The following is a 24,212-nucleotide window of genomic DNA, read 5'->3' on the forward strand; positions in this document are numbered from 1 at the left end:
GGGGCGCCTCGGGGCCGCGGCGCGCCCGGCGCCGGCGCCGTCTAGCCAGGTGGCACGTGCTTGTCCACTCCGCGGCGATCCGCGCACAAAACTTAGGACCGGGCCGCGCGCTGCCTAGCATCCGTCGGCGGATGCCCGGACTGTCACTTGTCGCCGACAACACCCGTTGCTCATCGGAGCCCGAGCGCACGTCGCTGCACGATGTGCTCGACTTCGTCCTGGAGGGGGCGCGCAACGCGCCTCCTCCGCTCGATGGAGCGGCGCTGCCGCTACGCGCCGAGACCGAGGCGCTGCCGCTGCTCTGCGAGCTCGCCGAGGCCGCGGCGGAGCTCGCCTCCGGACGCCGCGCGCGCGCGGTCGTGCGCCTGTGCCTCGAGCCCGACCCCTGGGAACTCGGGCTGGAGCGCGTGGGCCGCGACCTCCTCGTCACCGTCTTCCAGGGCGGGGACGTGCCCGAGGTCGCCCTGCACGAGCGGCGCTTCGACGGCGAAGCGCTCTGCGCGCGCCTCCTCGCGGCCATCGACCGGTTCGCCTCGCGCAGGGGCCCGGGCGCGCGCCGCGACGCCGCCTTCGCCGAGAACGACGCGGATCTCGGCGGGATCGGCGAGCAGCGGCTCCCGGCCGCGCGGCGGTGCCTCGCGGCCTCCCTGCCGTTCTCGCCCGACGAGGCGGGAGGAGAGCCCGCGATCGTGGGCGTCGAGCCGACCGGCGAGATCCCGATCGCCATCGCGGCCGAGGCGCTCCTGCGCACGTCGCAGGGCGCGGCGCTCACGCAGCCGGCCGTGCTCCGGGCCGACCTCTTCTCGCTCCTCTTCCGGGGCAAGATCCGCGTGCTCGTGGGCGAGGAGGCGCGGGAGCTGCCCGACGTCTTCGTCTTCCCGTTCGCCGAGCAGCTCGCGTCGCTGTCGCTCGAGTCGCTCGACGCGTGGGCGCGGCGCCAGCCCTACCACCGCCGGCTGACCGTCGGCGGCGCGATCCTCGGCGTCCGGCTGCACAGCGAGGGGGCGCTGTCGCTCACGCTCGGCGTGCCCCGCGTGGGCCGCGTCCCCTCCGCGGATCCCCGAGCGCCCGGCGCTGGCCGCGTCCCCTCGTTCGCGGCCGCCGAGGAGCGGGCGCAGACCTGGACCTTCCCGGCCGTCGACGTGGCGGCGCTCGCCCAGGGCGTGGTCGCGTTCGGGCGGGCGCTCGCGCGCAGCCTGGTGCGCCGCGATCGCGGGCAGACGTCGAACCTGCGCCTGTTCGAGTTCCGGGCGCGCGTCCGCGCGCTCTCCGAGCGGCTCCGCGAGCTCACGCGCAACGACGCGAAGATCAACGTGGCCCCGGAGACGTACCGCGCCTTCGCGGCCGCGGCGCGCCCGCAGGCCGCGGCCGAGGACACGTTCGGGCGGACGCGCCTGCGCTTCACGGCCCGGTGGATCGCGGCGATCCCGTCGCTCGATCTCCGCGCCACCTTCCTCTGCGGCGACGTGCTCGTGGTGGGCTCGACGCGCGAGCTGACGTGCATCGATCGGCGCACCGGCGAGTGCCTGTGGCGCAAGCCCGCGCCGCGCGCGGTCTCGGTGATGACGCCGGTCGGCCTCGGGCGGCTCCTGCCCGACGGCACGCTGCAGCTGCACGATCTGTCGAGCGGCGAGGTCGCCTGGTCGACGCGGCTCTCGCCGCGCGTGGGCGCGAACGCCTCGGGCGCGGTGGTGAGCGGCCCCGGGCTGCCGCGGATGCTCATCGTGAGCGAGGGGACGCGCCACCTCGCGGCCGTGGACCTCTACTCCGGCGAGGTGCGCTGGCGCTACGCCGCGCGGCGCGGCGAGAACTTCCGGCTCCGCCGCGCGGGCAAGCTCGTCCTCGTGGGCAGCGGCGAGCCGGCCCTCGCGGCGCTCGACGTGCTGAGCGGCGAGGTCGTGTGGCGCTTCTGCGACCGGCTCCCGTTCGCGTCGCCGGTGGCGGTCGATCACGACGCGCTCTTCGCGCTGGCGGGCGACGGCGCCTTCGTCGGCCGCGGCGGGGCGCGGCTGCACCACCTCGACCCGTGGTCCGGCGAGGCGCGGTGGACGGTCGATCTGCCGAAGCACGTGGCGCCGGTCGGCGCGCCGCTGCTCGGGCCCGAGACGGTGTGCGTGGTGACCCACGGGCGGCGCGGCACGGGGCTCGTCGGGATCGATCGCCGCACCGGGGCGACGCGCTTCGACCTGACCGCGTGCGCGTCGACGGCCTCGTGCCTCATGGTGGACGATGTGGTCGTCGTGAACAGCGAGGCAGGCGAGATCGTCGGGGTCGGCGCGCACGACGGCGCGGTCCGGTACCGGCACGTCATCGCGGGCGGCGTCGAGGGCGACAGGCCGCGGCGCCTCGAGCCGGTGCTCCGCTCGGGCGCGCTGTTCGTGCCGCAGAGCGAGGTGCACGTCGTCCGGCCGCGCGACGGCGCGCTGCTCGGCAAGGTGCCGACGGACCTCATCCCGGATCTCCTGCGGGTCGACGAGCGGTGCGACGTCTACGTGGCCGAGGAGAGCGGCCACCTCGCGGCCTTCTCCGCGGCCCCGCGGCTCAGCCTCGTCCAGTAGCGGTCGCCGCGGCGGCGCGCGTCAGCGCGGCCGCCGCGCCGGCTTCCAGATGAGCTCGAGCGTCACCTGGGTGACGCCGTCCTCGATGAGCCCGATCCGCTCGGCGGCCCTGCGCGACAGATCGATGATCCTGCCGCGCTTGAACGGGCCGCGGTCGTTGATCCGCACGCGCACGCGGCGGCCGTCCCGGCGGACCACGTCGACCACGGCGCCGAAGGGCAGCGTCCGGTGCGCGGCCGTGAGCGCGCGCGGGTTGTAGCGCTCGCCGCTCGCGGTGCGGCGGCCGGTGAACTTGTCGGCGTAGTAGGTGGCGCGCCCGCCCTGGATCGGCGTCCCCTTCGCCGCGCTCCGCGCGCTCGCGGGCGCGATCGGCGTGGAGACGCCGTCGATGTCGTCCGGATCGTCGTCCTCGGCCTGGTGCCGCGGGGGCGCCGGCGGGGTGCTCGGCGCGACGCCGAGCGCGATCGGCGCGTCGGCTCCCGTGCGGGGCGCTGCAGGCTGGTGAGCGGAGCAGGCGGGGGTGCAAAAGAGGAGGAGGAAGGCGAGCGTCCTCGCCACGCCGCGGCGTCCACCGGGCGTCATCACGTCGCCTCCGGCGCGGCGCGATCGGCCGACGAGGGGTCGAGGTCGGCCGCGGGCGAGGTCACCGCGGCGACCAGGGCCAGGGCCGAGGGCTCGCCGCTCCCCGCCCCGTCCGCGGACGGCGCCGCCTGGGGCCTGGCCTTGGCCCGCACGAACCCGGCCAGCTCGCGGAACGGCACGCCGGTCGGGCAGATCCTCTCCTTCTCGGCGAGCACCTCCTCCGGCACGTGCGCGAGCGCGAGCGCCGCGGCGTCGAAGTCCGGCATGCTCCGCGACGACGCGAGCACCACGGTCATGAGGCCGCGGTAGGCCCCCCTGGAGGCCGCGATGCGCTCGGCCTCCCCGAGGTCGCAGCGCCCGCACGCGATGCAGCGGGAGAAGCGGGGCAGGGCCGCGCGCTCGGCGGGCGAGAGCGGCGGCAGGCCATCGGCGTCGTAGTTCTCGCGGAAGAGCGCGAGCCCGCTCGGACCGTCGTCGAAGAGACGGCGCACCGCGACCTTGAGGAACGACCACGCGAGGACCGCGAGGGCCAGGGCACGACCGGAGAGCACGATCCGTCCATAACCCGAAACAGGCCCGCGCGCCGAGCCGATGCGCGCGGGGTCTCCAGATCGGCGCCGGGCGCGTGAACCCGCGTTAACAGCGCCTCGGGCACGCGCAGGTCCGCGGCGACCCGCCGCCGCTGCGATGACCCCTGCGACGCGCGCTCGTCGCCCGAGCTCCGCGGCTCCGGAGATCGCGCGCCGCGCCGGCGCTCCGCGGCGGATCGCGCGACGACGGCCGCCGCCGGGCGAGGACGCCGCGCAGCGACGCCGCGCCGTCGCGCATCGGTCCTCGCTGGCACGTCGGGTGCACAGGAGCGAGGCATGCCCAACGACTTGCTTCTCTGCGACAACGGACGCTCCGAAGACCTCGGCGACCTCGCCGAAGGTGCGCTGGTGGAGGCGATGATCGCGGGGGACGAGCGCGCCTGGCGCGCCTTCCACGCCGGCTACGATCGGCTCGTCCACCGCTGCATCAGCGGCGTGATCGCCCGCTTCTCCGCTGTGGTCGCGCAGGACGACATCCGCGACATCCACGCAACGCTGCTCGTGCAGCTGCTCTCGAACGACATGCGCAAGCTGAGGACCTTCGACGCAGGCCGCGGCGCGCGGCTGAGCTCCTGGATCGGCACGCTCGCCGTCCACTGCGCGTACGACCATCTGCGATCGAGGAGGCGCGCGCCGCGCTGCGCCCCGCTCGACGACGCGGCGGTCGAGCTCCCCTGCGAGCGCCCGTCGCCGCAGGAGCACGCCGAGCGCCGCGAGCGCGCCGCGCTCGTGGGGCGGGTGCTCCACGCGTTCTCCAACAAGGACCGCGAGTTCGTCGCGCTCTACTTCGCCGAGGGCCTGCCCCCGGAGCAGATCGCGGCGCGGATGGGGATCAGCGTGAAGACGGTGTACTCGAAGCGCCACAAGATCCAGAGCCGCCTGGAGGCGATGCTGTCCAGCGTCAGCCTCGCGGCGTGACGTGTCCCTCCCCCGAAGGGGGCTCGGCGGCCGTCGGCCCTGTGGTATGAGCCGGGGAGGATGGCTCGCCCGCCCTGCACCTCCTCCGCGCTCCCGCTCATCGCGGCCGCCGCCCCGCTGCTCGGCGCGTGCGGCGGCGGCGACGGAGATGCCCCCGCGATCCCCCTCGCCGACGAGCGCGGCGGCGGCGCGCGCGTCGCCGAGATCGTCGGCGACGCCGGCTGGCTCGACCCGGAGGACGAAGAGAGCCGGCGCTGCGCCGCGCCGCCCGCTCGCCGCGCCCACGTCACCGGCGCCACCCTCGTCGCCATCGACCGCTTCGACGAGACCGGCGAGGGCGCGCGCGGCAACCACTACGTGCAAGACAGCGCCGACAAGCCCGTCCCCTACTCGGGGATGACGGTCTTCCAGCCCGCGTTCGACCCCCCGGATCTGCGGCTCATCCCCGGCGACGTCGTCGACGTGCTCGGCGAGCTCACCGAGTTCCTCGGCCCCTCCGCCGGCCGCTTCGGCGGCTGCCGCACCTTGCCCGAGCTCGGCGGGACCATGAGCTTCCGCTTCGAGGACCGCCCCGCCGTCCCGATCCACGTGCCGCTCGACGACCTGAGGGGCTACGCGTCGGCGCGCCCGTACATCGGCATGCTCGTGCGGGTCGAGGGCGTCAGGATCGCCGGCGACCCCTCGAGCCGCGACGGCCGCTACGCGGCGTCGATCGACGTCGGGACCGGCGTGCGCCCCGCCGACGTCCCGCGCCTCTCGAACGAGCTCTACGATCTCGAGCGCGAGGGGCCGCCGCTCGCGGACGGCGCCTCCTTCCGGTCCGTCACCGGCGTGCTCACCTACTTCTACGGCTTCAAGATCGCCCCGCGTTGCCCGGCCGATTTCCAGCGGGAAGGCGCGCCGCTGCCCTCCGACGACGCATGCGCTCCCTGAGGCCCGCGCTCCTCTCGCCGCTCGTCCTGCTCGCGGCCTGCCAAGGCGCGGCGCCCGGCGGCCCGTCGGCGCCGGGGCACGCCCTCGCCTCGACGCCCGAGGGCAGCGTCGGGCGCATCGAGGTGCGCCACCTCGACGCCCGTCCGCGGCTCGCGCTCGTCTCGCGCGACGGCGATCCCGCGCCCGCGCTCGTCGCCTCGGTCGCGACCGATCTCGGCTCGGTCGCGACGACGGCGCTCGCCAGCGTGGTCGAGGCGCGCCTGCTCGCCGCCGGCTTCGACGTGGACGCGCGCATCGACCGCGGCGCCTTCCGCGTGCGCTTTCTCGTCAGGGACGCGGCGCGCGTCGCGCCGTTCCTGCGCGCGCTGTCGGCGGCGTTCACGCAGCCCATCGCGTCGGGCAGCCCGGAGGTCGCCCGGGCCGCGGAGCGGGCGCAGGCGCTCCGATCGAGCCCGCTCGACGCGCCGGAGCTCTCGCCGATCGCGGCCTGCACCGGCCAGCTGGGCCTCGCGGGCGCCGAGCCCGTGGTCGATCTGGCGACGCCCGCGGGCGCGCGGGAGCTCGAGGGGTGGCGCGCCGCGGCGCTGCACGCCGGGCGCACCTCGATCGCCGCCGTCGGCCCCGCCGCGTTCTGCGAGGAGGCGGCGCGCGCGGCGGAGGGCATCGACGCCTGGCCGGCGGGCGGCCCGCCCACGGACCCCTGGCCCGCAGCGGACACGGTCGGCGTGTACACGACGAACCAGCTCGGAGGGCGCGCCGCCCGCGTGACCGTGGCCGCGCGCGTCGCGAGCCCCCAGGCGGCCGTCGCCGCGGCGGAGCGGCTCGGCGCGCCGGGGTCCCCGCTCCGCGCGCGCCTCTCGGCGCTCCCCTCCCCGTTTCGCGCCGTCGAGGTGCTCGGGGTCGCCCGCCCGCGCGGCGGCTGCGTGAGCGTGACCATCGAGGCCGCCGATCTGCCCACGGCCCCGCCCCTCGAGGCCTCGGCGGCGCTCGCGGCCGCGGTGGCGCGGCAGGAGATCCGCCGCGGCCTCTCGGCGCCGGCGCACCCCGACGTCGCCACGCGTCAGGTCCTCACCGCGCAGGACCCTCGCGACGCCGGCGCGCGCGCCGCGTGGTGGGCGCTCTCGGGGAGCGCCCCGGGCGCGCCGCCGGAGCGGTGGGCGACGGCGCTCGGCCTCCCTCCGAGCGCCGACCCGCCGAAGCCCGCGGCGCCGGGCGAGGCCGGCGCTCGGCGCTTCGAGGCCGAGCTCTCGCGCGCGCTCGCGCCGGGAGCCCAGCCCTCCCTGGAGCGGCGGGCGCTGGTCGAGCGCGGGCAAGGCGAGGTCTGGGTCCTGCTCGGGAGCCCGTGCGGCGTCGCCGAGGAAGGGCTGTACGACGCCGGCGCGACGGCGCTCGCCGCGCTCGCCGCCGTGCAGACCCGGCGGCGCGAGCTCGACGTCACGATCGAGCCGTGGGTCACGGCGGATGCCGTCGGCGTGATCGCGCACGCGCCGTTCCGCGACGAGCGCGAGACCCCGGCCGAGCTCGGGCGCCGGGTGGCGAACGCCGCCGCGCGCACGGTCGCGGCGACGACGCTGGGCCCCGAGGCGCTGACGCTGGCGCGCGCCGCGGCGCTCCAGCACCTGGAGCACCTCTCCGGAGGGCGGGCCGCGGCGCTCGAGGCCTTCGCCTCCGCGATCGCGCCCGACCACCCGTCCTGGATCGAGCCGTTCGGCGTCTGGGACCGGGTGGCGAGCGGCGCGCTCGAGACCGTGCAGCTCCGCTGGCAGGCCCTCGCGACCGGCCCGCTCCGGCTCGCCGTCCTCGCGAACGCCGACGCCTCCCAGGCGGCCGCCGCGGCGGAGGCCGCCGAGCGCTGGCTCGCGCCGCGGCTCACCCCGCGCGGGTGCGGCTCACCGGACGGCGCGGTGGTGCCCCGGCCCGGTCACCACGACGCCCGCCTGCCGGCCGGGGCGGCCCTGTCGCAGGCCGTCGTCGGCGCGCGGCTCCCTGCGGCGCGCGAGGCCTCTCCCACGGCGCGCGAGCTCGCCGAGCTCACGGCCTTCGCCCTCAACGGCGAAGGCGGACTGCTCGCGGCCGCGCTCTCTCCCGCGGCGAGCACGGCGTCCCCGGCTCCAGCCAGCGCGGCGCCGGCGAAGCGGCCGCTCGCGGCCCGCGCGAGCGCGCGCGTCCTCGGCGGGACACGCGCCGCGGCGCTCGCCGTCGAGCTCAGGGCGGAGGCCGGCGAGCTGAGCGAGGCCTCGGCCCGCGTGAAGGAGCTCCTCGCCGGCCTGGCGCAGCGGGTGACCGACGCCGATCTCGGCCGCGCCGAGGCCCACCTCACCCGGCGGGAGCGCGACGCGCTCGCGGAGCCCAGGCGCCGGCTCATCCACCTGTTCAACGGCCGCCCCTCCCGCGCGGCCGCCCCGAAAATCACGCTGGCCGCATGGCGCGCCTTCCTGGCGGGCGCGCTCGGCGCGGACGCTATCGTGACCGTCGAGGCCCGGCCCGACTGATCACTCCCCGCCGTCGAAGTCGCCGGCGTCCTCGAGCTCGGCCGGCCGCCCGGCGCTGGTCGCGTCGAGGCCCTCGTCATCAGCGTCGCCGTCCGCGCACGTGGCCTCGTCCTCGTCCTCGTCGACCTCATCCTCGTCGTCGTCGTCGTCCGGCTGGGTCAGCACGGGGAGCCGGCGCTTGCCGACCGGACCCTCGTCGACGTAATCGCGCAGCGCCGACATGTCCTTCAGCGCCTCTAGCTTCGCGAGCGCCTTGACCTCGACCTGGCGGATCCGCTCGCGGGTCAGGTTCATGATCGCCCCGACGTCCTCGAGCGTCGTGCCGCCGCGATCCGCGACGTCGAGCGCGCACGTCTCGTTCATGTCCCAGACCTCGAGATCGGGGAAGTTCAGCTTGATGGCGCCCGTCCTGGCGGAGACGTCGAGATAGAGGTGGTGCTGGCACGAGACGTACGGGCACGGCCTCGGACCGTCGACGCACTCGGCGCGGGCCCGCGGCTTGTAATAGTCGGTCTCGGGGTAGAGCATCCGGCCGATCTCGAGCTCGCGCTTGGTCATGCGCTTGACGCTGATCGTCCGCGCCCGGATCTCGCGCTTGCGCCGCGACCTGCGCTGCTCGCGTGTGATGGCGTTCCCCGACTCCGCGGGGTCGGCCTGGAGCGCGAGCGCGCCCTCCACGACGGGCTCCGTTGAGCCCGCTGGGTCGCGATCGCCCTCCGCCGCATCCGCACCGTCCAGGCCGAAGATCTCGAGCTCGCTGTCAGACACCGTCGCCATGCGCTGCCTCCGTTTGGTAGCGTCTCCGCTCTCAAGCGCGCGCGTCTCTCCCCGTACGTCCGAGTCCCAGCTCGAACGCAGAGGGATCCGCTCTTTAGCCCGACGTAAAGCCGGATGCCGTCCCTAAAAAATTGCGACGAAACGAGCCGATGCCCGTCCCGTCGATCGCATCAAACCCAGGTGGGGCCGCGCCCGCGGCCCCATGTACTTCACGACGACGAAAGCCCCGCGACTCGGCCCCTCAAGAGGAAGCCGCCTGTTTCGTGAGCCGCGCTTGCGCCATCAAGCGCTCTTCTATCAACGCCAGCTTGGAGACGAGCTCCCGCGCGAGCGACTCTGCGCTCGCGAGGTCCTGGGCTATCGCCCTGCCGCTCGTCTCGCTCCGCCTCTCCTTGGCGGCATCCCTGAGCGCATTGAAGACCTTGGTCATCGTGCGCTCGAGCTCCTCGATATCACCTCTCACGAACAGGAATTCACGCTGGATCTCTTCGATGGTGTAGTCCTGGGCCATCATCTCTTTGATGCGCTGAACCTGGCGGACTACCGTGGCCGGATACATCCCCTGCGAGCCCTGGTGCTTGCCCTTGCGCCCCACCCGCACACTTCGCGGGAGCAAGCCGAGCTGCACGTACTTCCGGAGCGTCGCCTCGCTGAACTTGATGCCATGAGCCGCGAACAGCTCGAGGATATCGCTCGAAGTGATCCCCTGGGCGTGCTCCCGCTCGATGCGATCAAGCACCTCCTCAGGGATCCTCTGCACCGGTCCTCCCATCGATCGCCGGAGGCCCTACCCAACCGACGCGGGCGACTCTATTCCACTGAATGGAATACAGTCAATTGACGCGACTACGATTATTGTGTGGCTGTCGCGAGACGCGGTGCTTTGCCGGGGTTCTTGACATACCTCGGACATTTTTCGTCCGTAGGAGCGACGCGTCGGCCCGCCCGGCACGGCGCGGGTCGGGGGCCGGGGTGGGAAAAAAACGACGCGCGGTGCAATGGGTGCGAGCAGGGGGGCGCCCGACACCCAGCGGGGCTCGTGCAGCGGCATGCCCCGTACCCTGACACACATCGGTCCTTTCAGACAAAAGGGCTGATAGTCTCGCCGCCACCATGGCCAAAGCCCTCGCCAGCGAGGGTCGGGGCTCGGCCTCTCCCGCCGCCCCCCGACCCGTCGAACGCGTCATCAGGGACGTCACCGCCCGGGGTGTCAGGATGCGGGTCCTGGTCGCCGGCGCGGGCAACGGCCCGGCGCTGCTGCTGATCCACAGCTTCCTCGTCAGCCACCTGGAGTTCGATGACGTGATCGACACGCTGGCCCAGCGGTTCCACGTCATCGCCCCGGACCTCCCGGGCTTCGGCGAGAGCGAGAAGCCGAGCCCGGCGCGGTACGCTTACGGCATCGAGACGTTCTCCGAGGCCGTGGCCGACCTCATCGCCGCCTTCGGCGTCGGCCGCGCGCACCTCGTCGGCCACGCGATGGGCGCCGCCGTCGCGATCACGCTGGCCGCCAACCACCCGGAGCTCGTGCAGCGGCTCGTCCTGGAGGACGCGCTCTGTTACCCGTTCCCGATGAGCTTCAAGATGAAGCTCCCGCTCCTGCCGGTCGTGGGCGGCATCGTCTTCAAGCAGCTCCACGGCCGCGGCACGTTCCGGTCGTACTTCCGCGACGACGTGTTCCGGGCGGACGCGGCCGTGCCGCTGTCGCGCGTCGACCGGCACTACGATCTCTTCAACGCCCCCTCGGCGCGCGAGAGCGCCCACGCGGTGATGCGCGCGGTGCTCGACGCGCGCCCCGTCGTGGCGCGCCTTACCCGGATCACGGCGCCGACCCTCGTCGTGTGGGGGCGCGACGATCGCATCTTCCCGGCGGCGAGCGCGCAGCGGCTCGCCCGCGAGATCTCCGGCGCGATGCTCGAGATCATGGACGCCGGGCACTCGCCCCACGAGGAGCGGCCGGGGGAGTTCGTCGCGCTCGTGACGCAGTTCCTCGAAGGGAAGCGGTGACGGCGGCGGCGCGCTGGGCTCGGTTCTCGCGCGGCGCGGCGCGAGCGGCCGGGCGCGCGGGGCGCGCCGTCCTCGGCGAGGACGCGGCGCGGCGGTTCCTCGGGGACCGCTCGGCGCTGCTCGGGCTCGGGATCGTCGCGCTGCTCTCGCTGTTCGCCGCCGTGGGGCCGGCCGTCATCCCCCACGACCCGAACGCGAGCGACTTCACCCTCGCCCGCGACGCCTCCGGCGCGCCGCCCGGGCCGTCGGCCGCCCACTGGCTCGGGACGGACCCGCTCTTCCGCGACCTGCTCGCGCGCCTCGCGCACGGGGCGCGGCTCTCCCTCGCCGTCGCGCTCTCGTCCACGGCCCTCGCCACGGGGCTCGGCGCGCTCGTCGGCGTCACGGCCGGCATGGCCGCCGGCACGCGGGCGGACGCGCTCGACGGCGCGCTCATGCGGCTCGTCGACGTGATCCTCGCCCTGCCGTACCTCCTGTTCGTGACCGCGATCGGCGTCGCCGTGGGGCGCGCGGACGTGGGGACGATCCTGCTCGTGCTCGGCCTCACGGGGTGGACCGGGGCGGCGCGGGTCGTCCGGGCCAAGACCGCAGAGCTCGCGCAGCGCGATTTCGTGGCCTCGGCGCGCGCGCTCGGCGCGGGGCCGCTGCACATCGTCCGGCGGCACGTCCTGCCGAACGTGGGCGGGACGCTGCTCGCGCTCGCGACCATCAGCGCCGGGCAGATGATCCTCGCGGAGGCCGCCCTCGGCTACCTGGGCGTCGGCGCGCAGCCGCCGACCGCGACCTGGGGCCGCATGCTGCACGAGGCCGAGCCGTACCTCGGGGTAAGGCCGCTGCTTGTGGCCGCGCCGGGCTTCGCCATCGTGCTCGCCGTGCTCGGCTTCCACCGCGCGAGCGAGGGGCTCCGCGACGCGCTCGATCCGGCCGGCGCGGCGCTCCCGCGCGGCCGCCGCCTGCCGGTCGATCTGCTCGTCGCGGGCGCGGCGCTGCTCCTGCTCTCGGGCGGCTCGACGGGCGGCGTCCGCGCGCCCCTCGGCGGCGAGCCGGCGCCCGGCGCGCCCGTGCGCGGCGGGACGCTGCGCCTCGCGACCACGGTCAACGCGCGCGCGCTCGATCCGGCGATCGCCTACGACGAGCTCTCGAGCACCGTCGCGGAGCTCGTCTTCGCCCGCCTCGTCACGTGGGACGAGGGCGGCCGCATCACGCCCGATCTCGCGCGCGCGATCGAGGTGGAGCGCGGCGGGCGGACGTACGTCTTCACGCTGCGCGAGGGCGTGCGGTTCCACGACGGCGCAGAGCTCCGCGCCGCCGACGTGAAGCGCTCGATCGAGCGGACGCTCCACCCGAGGACGCCGAGCCCGGGCGCGAGCCAGTACGACATGATCGAGGGCTTCGCCGAGTACCACGCGGGCGCGGCGCCGCACCTCGCCGGCGTGCGGGTGCTCGGCGATCACGCCGTCGCGATCGATCTGCGCGCGCCGGACGCGACGTTCCTGCCCCTCATGACGCTCGCGTTCATGGCGCCGGTGTGCCCCTCGTCCGGGGCCACGGTCGACGCGGCGAGCCCGCCGCCGCCGTGCGGCGCCGGCCCGTTCCGCGTCGCGCGGTGGGACCAGGACGGCGGCATCGGGCTCGCCCGCCACGAGGGGTACTTCCGCCCGGGCCTGCCGTACCTCGACGCCATCGCGTGGCAGACCGGCGTGCGCGCGACGACCCAGCGCTACAAGTTCGAGGAGGGCGAGCTCGACGTCCTGCGCGATCTGACCGCGATCGACGCGGCGGCCTACCGCGCCGCGCCCGGGTGGGAGGGGCGCAGGCGCTGGGTGACGCGGGACAGGACGAACGCCGTCTTCCTCAACACCGAGCTCGCGCCGTTCGACCAGATCGCCGTCCGGCGCGCCGTCGCGTTCGCCCTCGACCCCACCGTGCTGGAGAAGGTGCGCCCCGATCTGCTCGCGCTCGACCGGGTGCTGCCGCCGTCGATCCCGGGCCCCCCGCGCGACGCGCCGATGCGGCAGCACGACCTCCCGCGCGCGCTCGCGCAGATGGCCGAGGCCGGCTACCCGTACGACCCGGCGACCGGGAGGGGCGGCTACCCGGGCGTCATCGACTACATCGCGGTCCCGGACACGCTGGAGCAGGCGATCGGCGAGATCGTCCAGCAGCAGCTCGCCAGGATCGGCCTCCGCGTCCGCCTGCGGCTCGTCAGCTGGGCGACCTACCTCGCCGAAGCCTCGCGGCGCCGCGCCGTCCCCATGGGCTGGGTCGGGTGGCAGGCCGATTTCCCCGACCCGGCGAGCGTCTTCGAGCCGACGCTCTCCACGCGCGCCATCCGCGACGAGGGCTCGCAGAACTACGCCTTCTTCAGCGACGAGGAGCTCGATCGCACGCTCGACGCCGCCCACGCCGAGCAGGATCGCGCGCGGCGCCTCGCGCTCTACGACCGCGCCGAGCGCATCGTCCGCGATCGCGCGCCGTGGGTGCCCACGTACACGGCGCGGCAGCTCGAGCTCTGGCACCCCTACGTGCGCGGCCACGAGGGCGCCGCCGCGCTCATGTCCCGCCTCCACGAGGTCTGGCTCGACCCGTCCGCGCGGCCCGCGGCCGGCGGAGGGCCGCGCGCCGCCGCGCCACGAACCGCGACGCCGCTCCGCGCGCTGCTCGCGCGCGCGGCCCTCCCCCGATGAGCACCACGCGCGCGCGCCGTGCCTCCACGCCCCGCCCGGGCCGCGCCTCCGCGGTGGGCTCCGCGCTCGCGCGCCTGCTCCGGCGCCTCGGCTGGGCCGCGATCGTCATCGCGGGGGTCACCGCCGTCTCGTTCGGGATAGCGTACCTGCTCCCGGGAGACGCCGCGCGGATGCTCGTCGGGCCGCAGGCCTCGGCGGCGGACCTCGAGCGCGCGCGGGCCATCCACGGGCTCGATCGCCCGGTCCCCGTGCAGTTCGCGCGGTTCGTCCGGCGGCTCGTCCACGTCGGCCCCGCGGGGGTAGGCGACGGCGGAGCCCCTGGCGCCCGCGCGGGCGCGCGGGCCGATCCGGAGCACCGCAGCTGCGCGGCGGGGCCGCTCGGCCTGCACGTCGACCTCGGCTACAGCTTCCATTACCGCAAGCCGGTCGTGGACCTGCTCGAGGCGAAGGTGCCGCGATCCGTCGAGCTGGCGCTGGCCGCCCTGCTGGTGCAGCTCCTGCTCGGCCTCTCGCTCGGGATCGTCGCGGCGATCCGCCGCGGGACGGCCTGGGAGGACGCGGCGCTCGGCGCCACCCTGCTCGGCGCGAGCGCGCCGACCTTCGTGATCGGCCCCGCGCTCCAGTACGTGCTCGCCTACAAGCTCCAGCTCTTGCCCTACGACGGGTACGGCGTCACGGCGGCCGATCACCTGCGCTCCCTCGTCCTGCCGGCGCTGACGCTCGGCGTGTTCGGCAGCGCCCTCTACGCGCGCATCGTCCGCGAGGAGCTCCGGACGCTGCTCCGCCAGGACTTCATCCGCACCGCGCGGGCCAAGGGCGCCTCTCGCCTGCGCGCGCTCGTCGTCCATGCGCTTCGCAACGCGCTCTTGCCGCTCGCCACGCTCGCCGCGCTCGACCTCGGGGCGCTGGCGGGCGGCGCGATCGTCACGGAGAAGCTCTTCCGCTGGCCCGGCGTCGGGAGCATGGCGGTCGAGGCGCTCCAGAACCGGGACGGCCCGCTCATCGTCGGGACGGTGCTCTTCTCCGCGGCGGCCATCGTGCTCGCCACCGTGGCGCTCGATCTCGCGGCCCTGGCCCTCGATCCCCGGCTCAGGTCGCGGTCGCGCTGAGCGCGGACCTCACGCTCACGGCATGCCGGCGAGCGCGCGGCACTCGGCGCCGAGCGAGGACTCGGGCGAGGAGAGCTCGGCGCACTTGCGGAACGAGGCCCGCCCGCCGCGCCCGGCCGCCTGCTCTGCGGCGCCGCGCAGGTGCCACGCCGCGGCGCTCCCCGGGGAGGCGGCCGTGAGCTGCTGCGCGAGCTGCACCGCCTTGCCGGTCTGCCCCGACTCCAGGGCGCGCATCACGCGCGTCGAGAGGGGCCCGCCCTCGTCCGGCGCGGCAGGCGCAGGCGCGGCAGGCGCGGACGCGGGCGGGGCAGCCGAGGGCTCCGGCTCCCGCGCCGGTGCGGCCGGCTGGCCCGCGGTCGCCGCCGCGCTCGGCGGCGCCGCGTCGGTGGTCGGCGCGTGCGAAGCGCGCTCGGAGGGCGCTCCGGCCGGCGCGGGGCTCGCCGCGGCAGGTTTCGCCCGCGCGCTCGCGGAGGCCGGCGCGGCCGGCTGGCCAGCCGGGGCGTCGGCGGGGGTCGCTGCGGAGAGCCCCGCCGCGGCGGCGGCCGCCGGCTCTCCTTCCGGCTCCGACGCGGCCATGGCCGCTGCAGGCACTGCCGCGGAGTGCTGCCCCGCCGGTCCCTCCTCCGGCAAGGGCGCATGGACCGGGGCCGCTGGCACGGGGCGCCCCGTCTGGCCGACCAGCCACACGCCGGCGGCCCCGAGCGCGAGCGCGGTGACCAGGCCGGCGACGATCCGCGCGGTGCGGGCACGGCGCTCCTCGTGGCGGGGCCCGAAGAGCGTGGCCTCGACCGCGCCGGCGGTCGTGTCGGCGTCCTCGGCCGAGGGATGCTCCTGCGCCGCGATCCCCTCCGGCGCGTCCACCCCGCCGCCGAGGAAGAAGCGCTCGCTCTCGCTGATCGGCCCGCGGTCGCCAGGAGGCGCGTCGTCCGGCGCCGCCGCGAGGCTCGCCGCCGGGGCCGCGCCGGCCGGCGCGGCGTCCGGCAGCGGCGGGGGGGCCACGATCGGGCGCGCCTCCCCGGCCTTCGCTTCGACGGGCTGCGGCGCCTGCGCACGCTCCGGCGCGCGCGGGACGGCGACAGGCGGCGGCGCGTCGCTCGGCGGGCGGGGGCGCAGCGTGGGGCTCGTCGACGCCGCCGGGGTGCGCTCCTCTCCGGCGGGCAGCGCGACGCCCGCTGCCGCCGCAAGCGCAGGCGGCGCTGCCGCAGGCGCGGGTGGCGCCGCGGGCTCGGGAGGCGCCGCTGCGGGCGCCTCGGGGGGCGTGGAGCGAACGCGCTGCTCGGCGGGACCGGCCGCGGCCACGGGCCTGTCGCTCTTCGTGGAGCGCTGCTTCTGCGCGAAGCTGCGCGGCGTCACGAGCGGTCGCGTGAGCGGGGCCTCATCGCTGCTCGCGAGCGTGGTGTCCTTGTCGAGATCGACCTCGGCGCGCGGCCGCGTGACCCGGGCGGCCTCGGCAGGCGATGCGGCGTTCCTCGGCGGCTCCGACGGCGCGCGGCCACCCGCCGCGACAGGGCGCGTCACGGCGTTCCTCGGCGGCTCCGACGGCGCGCGGCCACCCGCCGCGACAGGGCGCGCCACGGCGTTCCTCGGCGGCTCCGACGGCGCGCGGCCCGCTGTCGCCCCGGCGCGCGCCGGCGCGGCCGACACGGTGCTCCGCGGCGGCTCCGACGGCGCGCGGCCACCCGCCGCGCCGGAGCGCGCCGTCGCGGCCGACACGGCGCTCCGCGGCGGCTCCGACGGCGCGCGCGCCCCCTCCGGCGCGGATCGCGCCACGGCGGCGCTCGCGCTGGCCGCTCGGCCGACCGCCCCTGGCCCGTGCACCGCGCTGCGGGTCGTCACGGGGCGCCCGGGGGACTCCGCGTCGGGGTCCCCCGCCGGCGCGTGCAGCTCGTGACCGGGCCGGGAGCGCGGGAGCACCGCCGGAGAGACCCGGTTCGAGAGCGGCGCCGGGACCACGGCGGCGTCCTCGAGGTCGTCGGGGCCGGCGTTCCCCGGGCTCCCCTCGGGGTAGTTGGAGTTGGAGCGCCGCGCGCTCGACGGCGACGAGAGCGGCGAGAACTCGTCGTGGAACGCCGCCTCCGGCTCGCTCGGCACCACGTCGTCGGGCGGGAGCGCGGCGGCGGGCACGAGCAGCCCCTCGAAGTAGAGCTTCGAGATGGTCGAGAGCGTCGAGAGATCCTCGAACGGGGACGCGTCGACCACCTGCATCAGCGTGCGCTTGCCGTCGAACAGGCGCAGGATCCCGTTCAGCTCGTCGGGGATCTCGTTCAGCCGCTCCAGCAGCTCTTCGCTGTCGACCTCGAACACGGTCGCGAGCGACGGCAGCGCCTCGAGGAGCCGGCCCCACTCGTCGACGCGGCGCATGCCCTCCATGAGGAGGCCCTGCGTCGACGTCTCGATCCCGTCGGGGTTGTCGACCTTGCAGAACTCGACCTCGAACGTCCCCTCGTTCCACAGCAGCGCGCGGTAGACGGCCTCCTCGCCGCAGAGCCGGCCGAGCGTCGCGTCGACGACCTTGCCCTCGCGGAAGTAGACCTGGGCCTCGTTGTCCGCGTGCGACAGGTGGACGATCCCGCTCTTCCGGCTCACCTCGAACGTCTGCAGCAGATCCACGACGTTCATGTCGAGGATCGACCCGGAGAACCTGGTCCGCCCCGTCGTCGAGAAGTGGCGCGTCGTGATCCCCTCGCGCGTCCGCCGCGCGAGGAGCAGCGTCACGCGCGCGATGAGCTCACGCACGAAGATCGGCTTGGTGAGGTAGTCCTCGACGCCGAGCTCCAGCCCGCGGATCTTGTCCTCGATGGACCGCTGGCTCGTCAGGAAGACGACCGGGATCGAGGCCCAGTCGGCGCGCTCCTTCATCTTGCGGACGAGGGCATATCCGTCCACGTTGGGGAGGCGCGTGTCGCTGAGGACGAGGTCCGGCGTGGAGACCTCGAGCTTCGCGAGAGCGTCCGCTCCGTCCTTCGCGGTGGTCACGCTGTAACCGGCCTTTTTCAGGCTGACCTCGAGGACCCGAACGCTGCGCGGATCCGCGTCGACCAGGAGGAGCTGTTGCTTGGCCACTAGAGGTTTCCGCCTCGCGAAGGATGGCGAGCCCGAACGGACGCTGTCAAGCGCTCCGCCCTGAGCGTCGCCGCTGCCGTCGATCGCTTGTCCCGCGGCCGCGGGCCCGGTGATCGACGTCGTCCATCGTGCACACAGGACGGCTGGGAAGGCCAGGTTTCGTCGCGCGCCGATCGGGCGATCAGCGCTTCCAGGGATCGACGATATCGCCGGTTGCTTGCGGCCTTACCATGGAGGCCGTGGGCGCCGCGGTCGCCGACGGACGGGCCGTCGCCGCGGTCGGCTTCGCCGGGATCGGGGCGGCTGTGCCCTGGGTGCGGGGCGGCTCCTGCGCGGTCGGCGCGGGCGCCGCCGTCGCGGCCGCGGGCGCGGCGGGCGGCTCGTCGATCGCCCTGGCGGGCGCCGTCTCCGCCGGGAGGGCGCCGCCGGGAGCCTCGGCGGCGGCGACCTCGGGCAGCTCCTCGGGCGTCGAGGCGCGCAAGGCGCGGACGCCGAGGGCGATGACGATGGGCACGAGGACCGCCGCGAGCGCGATCGCCACGCGCGCGGCCATCGAGAGCGGCTCGGACGGCTCCGCGGGCGCCTGGACCGGGGCGAGCATCTCCTCGGTCGCGCGCGGCCGCATCGACTCGGTCGCGCGCGGCCGCATCGACTCGTACGCGCGCGGCCGTACCGACTCGTGGCGAGGCAGCTCGCCCGGGGGCGCGACGGAGGTCACGCGGCCCGGCGGATCGAGGGCGAGCTCGATGGCCTCGACGAGGTCGGCCATCGAGGAGAAGCGCTCCTCGGGGTTCTTCGCGAGGCAGCGCATGACGATCGGGCCGAACGCGCCGAGCGCGGTGGCGTCGGGCATCACCTGCTCGAGCGGCTCGGGCGACATGTACATGTGCTTGGTCAGCACGCCCATGTACGTGTCCGCCTCGAAGGGGACGCGCCCCGCGAAGCACTCGTACATGAGGACGCCGAGCGCATAGATGTCGGCGCGGGCGTCGATGCGCTTCCCCTCCGCCTGCTCCGGGCTCATGTAGTGCGGCGTCCCGAACACCATGCCGATGCGCGTGAGCCGCTTGCCGCCGGTCACCTTCGCCACGCCGAAATCGAGCAGCTTGACGAACTCCTGATCGCCGTTGCGGACGAGGTACACGTTGTCGGGCTTCAGGTCGCGGTGGATGACGCCCGCCGAGTGCGCGGCCCCGAGCGCGGCGGCGCACTGGAGCATGATCTGCCCGACCCTGTCGGCCGGCAGCGTCCTCTCGGTGCGCAGCAGCGACGCGAGGGAGGTCCCGGAGAGGAACTCCATGACGAAGAACGGCAGCTCTGCCTGCCCCGTCTCGACCTCGATCGCGCCGAAGTCGCTCACCGCGACGATGTTGGGGTGGCCGATCGCCGCGGCCGCCTTGGCCTCCTGGATGAAGCGGGCGACGAGCTCGGCGTCCTGCGCGATGTCGTGCCGGAGCACCTTCAGGGCGAAGAGGCGGCCGAGCGACTTGTGGCGCACCTCGTACACCGTCCCCATCCCCCCTTCCCCCACCACCGCCTGCACCTCGTAGCGGCCGTCGATGGTGCGCCCGAGCATCGGATCGGCCGATGGATTCCAGTCGGGCGCGTCGGCGAGCGGATCGCCGTCGAACGGGCAGAAGCGGGAGTCGCCGGAGAAGGTCTGCTTGCAGGTCGGGCAGCGCCGCGCGCGGGGGGTCTGCTTCACCTTCCCCCGGCGGGCCGGTCCGTCGAAGCGCGCCGGCAGCGGCGGGAGCGCCGGCAGCGGCGGGAGCGCCGGGCGCGCGTCGACGTGCGCTGGCAGTGGTTCCCCGCGCGGCGGCACATCGCTGCGGAGCGGCAACTCGCTGCGCGGCGGCGCATCGCTGCGCAGCGGCGCGTCGCTGCGCAGCGGCGCGTCGCTGCGCGCTGGTGGCACATCGCTGCGCGCCGGAGGCTGGGCAAATGAGTCGTCTCCGTGCAGCCGCGGGATGTCTTCCCGATGGAACAGCTCGGCAGCCTCGGACTCGCCGGCGGTCATCTCGGGCTGAGCATCCCCGGCCATGCGGAGCGTCACTGGCACCCCATCGAGTCTAGCCGAAAGCGCGCTCAGTGGTTCGGATCAGATGGCGCCAGTTTGGCGACCGCCGTGGAGCGCCCCCCCCGCGGGTCGCCGCGCGCGGCGGCCGGCGCCGCCTGGTAAGGACTCAGATCTCTTCGAGAATCTTCGCCTTGCGGGCCTGGAACTCCTCGTCGGTGATGAGGCCCTTGCTCTTGAGCTCCCCGAGGCGCTCCAGGCGCTGCTCGATCGACGGGGCTGCGGCGGGGGCAGCCTGCGGCGCGCCCGGGTAGCCCTGCGGCGCCCCCGGGTAGCCCTGCGGCGCCCCCGGCTGCTGCATGTGGGGCGGCACGAACTGGGGCTGGCCCTGCGCGGCGAGCGCGGGGTTCATCGCCTGCGCCAGGCCGGCGCCGATCGCCACCTGGGCGCCCAGCCCCGCGACGCCGCTGCCGTCGCCGCCCTGCGCCATGCCCTGGCCGGCGCCCATCATCGCCTGGCCGGCGGCGTAGTTCTGCCAGTTGCCCGCCAGCTGCTGCACGTACCGCGCGTCCTGCTGGAACCGCTGATCGAGCTCGAACTGCTTCGCGCGGGCGGTGTCCTGCGCGACCCCGATGCCGCGGCGCGCCTCGCCGCGCGCCTTGTTCGCCTCGCGGAGGAGCTTCTGGTCCTCGGCCGAGAAGTTGATGTTGAAGTTGCCGATCTCGAGGATCTTGCAGCCGATCTCCTCGAGGTTCGGCGCGGATTGCACGATGCGGGCGCCGAGCTCCATGCTCATGCCGCCGAGGTTGAGCAGGCTCTTCTGCTGCTGCGCGCAGACCTGACCGATCACGGTCTTCACGCTCATGAAGAACTTGCCCTTGATCCAGCTCAGGACGACGTCGTTGTCCCCGCTGCCGCCGCACTGCCCGTGGTACCCGACGACGAACCGCACCGGATCGACCACGACCAGCGAGAACTCACCGAAGATGCGCGGCGTCACGAACTCGTAAAGGGTAGGGTCCTCCATCGACTCCAGCGGCCCGCCGAACGGCACGCCGCGGACCGGCTGCGTCTTGACGAAGAAGATCTCGGCGATGAAGACGTCCCCGCCCGTGAACTTGTTGACCAGGTTGTTCAGGAACGGGATGTTCTGGGTCTGGAGCGTGTGGCGCCCTGTGGGCAGGTAACCCATGTACCTGCCGTCCTTGAAGAAGAGGGCACACTCATCGCTGTCGACCGTCAGCTGCGACCAGAAGGGGATGTTCTGGTCCGGATGTTTGTAGACGATGAGATGCTTCGCCGCGTCCGGGCGCGCGATCATCATCTCGCGGACGCCGCTCTTCACGAAATCGAAAATCCCCATGTCGCGCTCCTCTTCGGTGTGCTGGGTGTGACGGACCTGCCGGTCCCCTGCCCCCCGGGCTCGGGCTTCATTCCGGCAGACGGCGCGCAGGGCCCGCGCCGTTCGTTCTCCGTTGACGATCGCCGCGCCTTTCAGGCACACAGCGGCCTCAGGATAATCCGCAGATCGCAGGGCAGCAATGCCCGCCGGGAGGACCGTATGCCCGTTGCTCCGCTTGCTCTGCTAGCTCTGGTCGAGCCGCTGGCGTCACCCGAGTCATCCGAGTCACCCGAGTCCCCTGCGTCGCCCGCGTCCTCCGGGATCCCGAGCTCCGCCGTTCGGCAGCCGAAGCGCTCGTCCTCCTGGCACGGGGCCGCGCTGGCGAGGGCGCCTCGATGACCGCGCCGATCGACGTCAGCGCCCTCTCGGCGCCCGCGCAGAAGCTGGCGCAGCCGGGCGCGCCGCAGAAGCTCAGGGAGATGGCGGCGCGCGGCATCGCCCCCGGGCTCAAGCCGGGCGACGTCGTGACGGTGCTCGTGCTGCTCGCGTCGCGCGAGGAGGAGCCGGCCCGCGAGGCCGCGGAGAAGACGCTGGCGGCGCTCCCCGAGCCGCTGCTCCAGGGGGCGCTCGGCGCGGATCTGCAGCCGCCGGTCATCGACCGGCTGGCCCGCGTGTACGCGGACCGCCTCCCGGTCGTCGAGAGGCTCCTCGCGATGCCGGGCGTCGCCGCGGAGACGCTCGAGGAGCTCGCGCGGACCGGGGACGAGGCGGTGACGGAGCTCATCGCCGTCAACGAGGAGCGGCTGCTCAAGAACCCGCGCGTCATCGAGAAGCTCTACCTCAACAAGAACACGCGGATGTCGACCGCCGACCGCCTCGTCGATCTCGCGTCCCGCAACGGGGTCGAGCTCACGGGCATCCCGGCGTGGCGCGAGGTCAGCGTCGCGATCAAGGACGAGCTCATCGCGGAGCCGTCGCCCGAGCCCACGCCGGACGACGTGCTGTTCAGCGAGACGCAGGCGCTCGCGGAGGCGCTCGCCGCGGACGAGCCGGTCGACACCCACGTCGAGGACGAGGAGGGCAAGGAGGCGATCAAGGAGCAGTACGTCCCGCTCTACAAGCGGCTCGCCGACATGACCATGTCGCAGCGGATCCGGCGGGCGATGCTCGGCTCGCGCGAGGAGCGCATGCTGCTCGTGCGCGACTCGAACCGCCTCGTGGCCAGCGCCGCCGTGCGCAGCCCGCAGATGCAGGAGGAGGAGGTCGTCCTCATCAGCCGCAACCGGAACATCTCGGACGAGGTGCTGCGGATCATCTCGACGACGCCCGAGTGGCTGAAGAGCTACACGGTGAAGCGGAACCTCGTCGAGAACCCGAGGACGCCGGTGCTCGTCGCGACGCGGCTGGTCCAGCACCTGCGCGAGTCCGATCTCCGGGGCATCGCGAAGAGCAAGAACGTGACGTCGCCGGTGAAGGACGCCGCGCGGCGGCACCTCGAGCGGCGCAAGAGCTGAACGGGGGACGAGCGATGAGCGACCTGGTCCGCTTCGGCGTGGCGATGGATCGCGCGCTGCTGGCCGAGTTCGATCGGCGCATCACCGCGCAGGGCTACGAGAACCGCTCGGAGGCGCTGCGGGATCTGGTCCGCGCGGACCTGACGCGCGCCGCGCTGGACGAGGGGGCCGAGGTGGCGGCCACGCTGACGCTCGTCTACGAGCCCGAGGTGCGGGAGCTCGTGCTGCGGATCTCCGAGCTGGAGGAGCGGCGCGCCGGGTCTCTGGTCTCCAGCCTGCTGGTCCGCCTCGACGCGGCCCGGCTGCTCCAGGTGATGGTGCTGAAGGGCCGCGGGCAGGAGCTGTCCGAGCTCGCCGGGCAGCTCGCCGGGGCCAAGGGGGTCCTGTCCTGCGCGCTCACGCCGGCCGCGGCGCTCCCGGGGGCGGCGCGCCGGTAGCGAGGGGCGGCGCGCCGATGGAGGAGGGCTCTCCAGAGCGCCCGATCTACGCGTCGTCGCCGGAGCTGTCAGCCACCTTGACCGTGGTCTTGGGCGGGTCGACGATGAACGTCACGAGGCGCTCCTTGGCCTCGAACTCCTGCCGGTAGATCACGGCCGAGCGCTTGTACTTGAAGGGGCCCACGCGCACCCGGTGCCAGAGGCCGCGGCCCTTGACGTACGCCGGCTCGACGTACGCCTTGTGCCCGCGCCGGCGCAGGGCCGCCGCGAAATTCTCGGCGTCGGTGGGGTCCTTGAACGAGCTCACCTGGAGCTGGTAGCTGCCAGGCCCTCCCCGCTCGGTCTCCGGCCCCTCCTCGCGCGACACGTGGCGAGCCATCGCCGTGAGCGTGTCGTTCGGTGCGGCCTCGCCGCCGGAGGGCCCGAGCACGTGCTGCGCCGGCAGCGGGACCACGGGCAGCCGGTCCGCGGCAGGCGGCGGGAGGGGCTCCGCGGCCGGCGCCTCGGCGGAGGTGGCCGCCTTGGCCGCCCGCGGATCGCGCACGGCCTCGAGCGCGGTCGTCGGGTGCTCCGCGTCCGAGAGGACCGCGGGGAAGGTCACGTCCTCCCCGATCGTGGCAGGGCGCGGGGCCGGCTTCACGCCGGCCGGGTGGGTGCGCGCGACCAGATCGCCGAGCGGATCGGCGGTGACCGGCCGCTCGCGCTGCGGGGCGCGCAGGAGCGCCACCGCGGCGAAGACGATGCACGCCCCGCCGAGCGAGGCCAGCACCAGCGCGCCCGCGCGCGACGGGCGAGCCCCGGGATCCTCTTCCTGGATCTCCTCGAGGTTCCGCACCGCCCCGGTGTCCATGCTCTCGCCCTTGCTGCGCCTCATGCGTCCTCCTCGCCCCGTCTACCCTGCCCGGCCGGCGACCCACAACTTTCGTGTGCTACTTTATCCCACATCTCCCGGATGGGTCCGGTCTCTGGACGAGCGCTCTCGGGTGAGCGCGCGCTTCGGCGGGGCCGGGCAGCCTCGCATGCGCGGCGCGCGCGGAGAAAGTTCTCGGCTGGCGCCGGGCGGGCGCTGGCCGGCCGATCCCCGTGAGATTCGTCCGCTGTGAGCCGTCTCGCGGCGCTGCCGTGACTCAAGGGGGCCGATCGGATCACGAGGCGGCAGGAGGCGTTCGGTCATTCCCAGCGGAGCCCC

The 24,212-nt window shown here is 74.8% G+C and carries 17 protein-coding genes; 9 read left to right on the forward strand and 8 right to left on the reverse strand.

Going from position 1 to position 24,212, the window contains the following annotated elements:
- Positions 1–131: 131 nt before the first annotated feature.
- Positions 132–2,558: a PQQ-binding-like beta-propeller repeat protein gene (locus tag WME95_RS20630; protein ID WP_437910095.1), complete on the forward strand. Its 2,427-nt coding sequence runs from the start codon at positions 132–134 to the stop codon at positions 2,556–2,558.
- A gap of 21 nt (positions 2,559–2,579) precedes the next feature.
- Here the strand turns inward: WME95_RS20630 and WME95_RS20635 are convergent, their stop codons facing one another.
- Positions 2,580–3,140 carry a septal ring lytic transglycosylase RlpA family protein gene (locus WME95_RS20635; RefSeq protein ID WP_437910097.1) on the reverse strand — a complete coding sequence of 187 codons (561 nt, stop codon included), beginning with the start codon at positions 3,138–3,140 and terminating at the stop codon, positions 2,580–2,582.
- A complete protein-coding gene (locus tag WME95_RS20640) occupies positions 3,140–3,691 on the reverse strand; it encodes a hypothetical protein (RefSeq protein WP_437553987.1) in 552 nt (183 codons plus the stop codon). Before WME95_RS20640 ends, WME95_RS20635 begins: the two co-directional genes overlap by 1 nt.
- Positions 3,692–4,006: 315 nt before the next feature.
- Between WME95_RS20640 and WME95_RS20645 the strand changes: the two genes are divergently transcribed.
- From WME95_RS20645 to WME95_RS20655, 3 genes are read left to right on the forward strand one after another with little or no spacing between them, the layout of a single operon-like run.
- Positions 4,007–4,648, forward strand: coding sequence for an RNA polymerase sigma factor (locus WME95_RS20645; RefSeq protein ID WP_437910099.1), 642 nt, complete (start codon positions 4,007–4,009; stop codon positions 4,646–4,648).
- A 60-nt stretch (positions 4,649–4,708) separates the two neighbouring features.
- Positions 4,709–5,581, forward strand: coding sequence for a hypothetical protein (locus tag WME95_RS20650; protein WP_437910100.1), 873 nt, complete (start codon positions 4,709–4,711; stop codon positions 5,579–5,581).
- Entirely contained in the window at positions 5,569–8,073 is a 2,505-nt protein-coding gene (locus WME95_RS20655) for a hypothetical protein (RefSeq protein ID WP_437910101.1), read from the forward strand. Before WME95_RS20650 ends, WME95_RS20655 begins: the two co-directional genes overlap by 13 nt.
- On the opposite strand, the gene WME95_RS20660 is transcribed toward WME95_RS20655, so the two are convergent.
- Positions 8,074–8,850 (reverse strand): sigma factor-like helix-turn-helix DNA-binding protein, encoded by a 777-nt coding sequence (locus WME95_RS20660; protein WP_437910102.1) that lies wholly within the window; start codon positions 8,848–8,850, stop codon positions 8,074–8,076.
- A gap of 241 nt (positions 8,851–9,091) precedes the next feature.
- Complete coding sequence (locus tag WME95_RS20665) at positions 9,092–9,589, reverse strand: MerR family transcriptional regulator (RefSeq protein ID WP_437910104.1); 498 nt, start codon at positions 9,587–9,589, stop codon at positions 9,092–9,094.
- A gap of 476 nt (positions 9,590–10,065) precedes the next feature.
- Here WME95_RS20665 and WME95_RS20670 point away from each other — a divergent pair, with 476 nt between their 5' ends.
- Genes WME95_RS20670 through WME95_RS20680 form a run of 3 tightly spaced genes read left to right on the forward strand, consistent with a single transcriptional unit; the run spans position 10,066 to position 14,653 of the window.
- Positions 10,066–10,857: an alpha/beta fold hydrolase gene (locus WME95_RS20670; RefSeq protein WP_437553997.1), complete on the forward strand. Its 792-nt coding sequence runs from the start codon at positions 10,066–10,068 to the stop codon at positions 10,855–10,857.
- A complete protein-coding gene (locus WME95_RS20675; RefSeq protein WP_437910106.1) occupies positions 10,854–13,544 on the forward strand; it encodes an ABC transporter substrate-binding protein in 2,691 nt (896 codons plus the stop codon). The genes WME95_RS20670 and WME95_RS20675 overlap by 4 nt, the downstream gene beginning before the upstream one ends.
- Positions 13,541–14,653, forward strand: coding sequence for an ABC transporter permease (locus WME95_RS20680; protein ID WP_437910108.1), 1,113 nt, complete (start codon positions 13,541–13,543; stop codon positions 14,651–14,653). Before WME95_RS20675 ends, WME95_RS20680 begins: the two co-directional genes overlap by 4 nt.
- Positions 14,654–14,668: 15 nt before the next feature.
- Here WME95_RS20680 and WME95_RS20685 read toward each other — a convergent pair whose 3' ends face one another.
- The 3 genes from WME95_RS20685 to WME95_RS20695 all read right to left on the reverse strand — a co-directional run bounded on the left by WME95_RS20685 (position 14,669) and on the right by WME95_RS20695 (position 21,093).
- Positions 14,669–17,716 carry a response regulator gene (locus WME95_RS20685; protein WP_437910110.1) on the reverse strand — a complete coding sequence of 1,016 codons (3,048 nt, stop codon included), beginning with the start codon at positions 17,714–17,716 and terminating at the stop codon, positions 14,669–14,671.
- 181 nt (positions 17,717–17,897) lie between these two features.
- A complete protein-coding gene (locus WME95_RS20690) occupies positions 17,898–19,757 on the reverse strand; it encodes a protein kinase domain-containing protein (RefSeq protein ID WP_437910112.1) in 1,860 nt (619 codons plus the stop codon).
- A gap of 142 nt (positions 19,758–19,899) precedes the next feature.
- Positions 19,900–21,093 (reverse strand): SPFH domain-containing protein, encoded by a 1,194-nt coding sequence (locus WME95_RS20695; protein ID WP_437910114.1) that lies wholly within the window; start codon positions 21,091–21,093, stop codon positions 19,900–19,902.
- A gap of 374 nt (positions 21,094–21,467) precedes the next feature.
- On the opposite strand from WME95_RS20695, the gene WME95_RS20700 reads away from it, so the two are divergent.
- Together WME95_RS20700 and nikR are read left to right on the forward strand one after the other, a co-directional pair.
- Entirely contained in the window at positions 21,468–22,586 is a 1,119-nt protein-coding gene (locus WME95_RS20700; RefSeq protein ID WP_437910116.1) for a hypothetical protein, read from the forward strand.
- A 14-nt stretch (positions 22,587–22,600) separates the two neighbouring features.
- Positions 22,601–23,023 (forward strand): nickel-responsive transcriptional regulator NikR, encoded by a 423-nt coding sequence (gene nikR, locus WME95_RS20705; protein WP_012236284.1) that lies wholly within the window; start codon positions 22,601–22,603, stop codon positions 23,021–23,023.
- Positions 23,024–23,069: 46 nt separating this feature from the next.
- Here the strand turns inward: nikR and WME95_RS20710 are convergent, their stop codons facing one another.
- Positions 23,070–23,897: an SPOR domain-containing protein gene (locus WME95_RS20710; protein WP_437910118.1), complete on the reverse strand. Its 828-nt coding sequence runs from the start codon at positions 23,895–23,897 to the stop codon at positions 23,070–23,072.
- Positions 23,898–24,212 lie beyond the last annotated feature (315 nt).

Origin of the sequence: Sorangium sp. So ce327 (assembly GCF_051530205.1) — a bacterium.
In the GTDB taxonomy this organism is placed as follows: domain Bacteria; phylum Myxococcota_A; class Polyangia; order Polyangiales; family Polyangiaceae; genus Sorangium; species Sorangium cellulosum_B.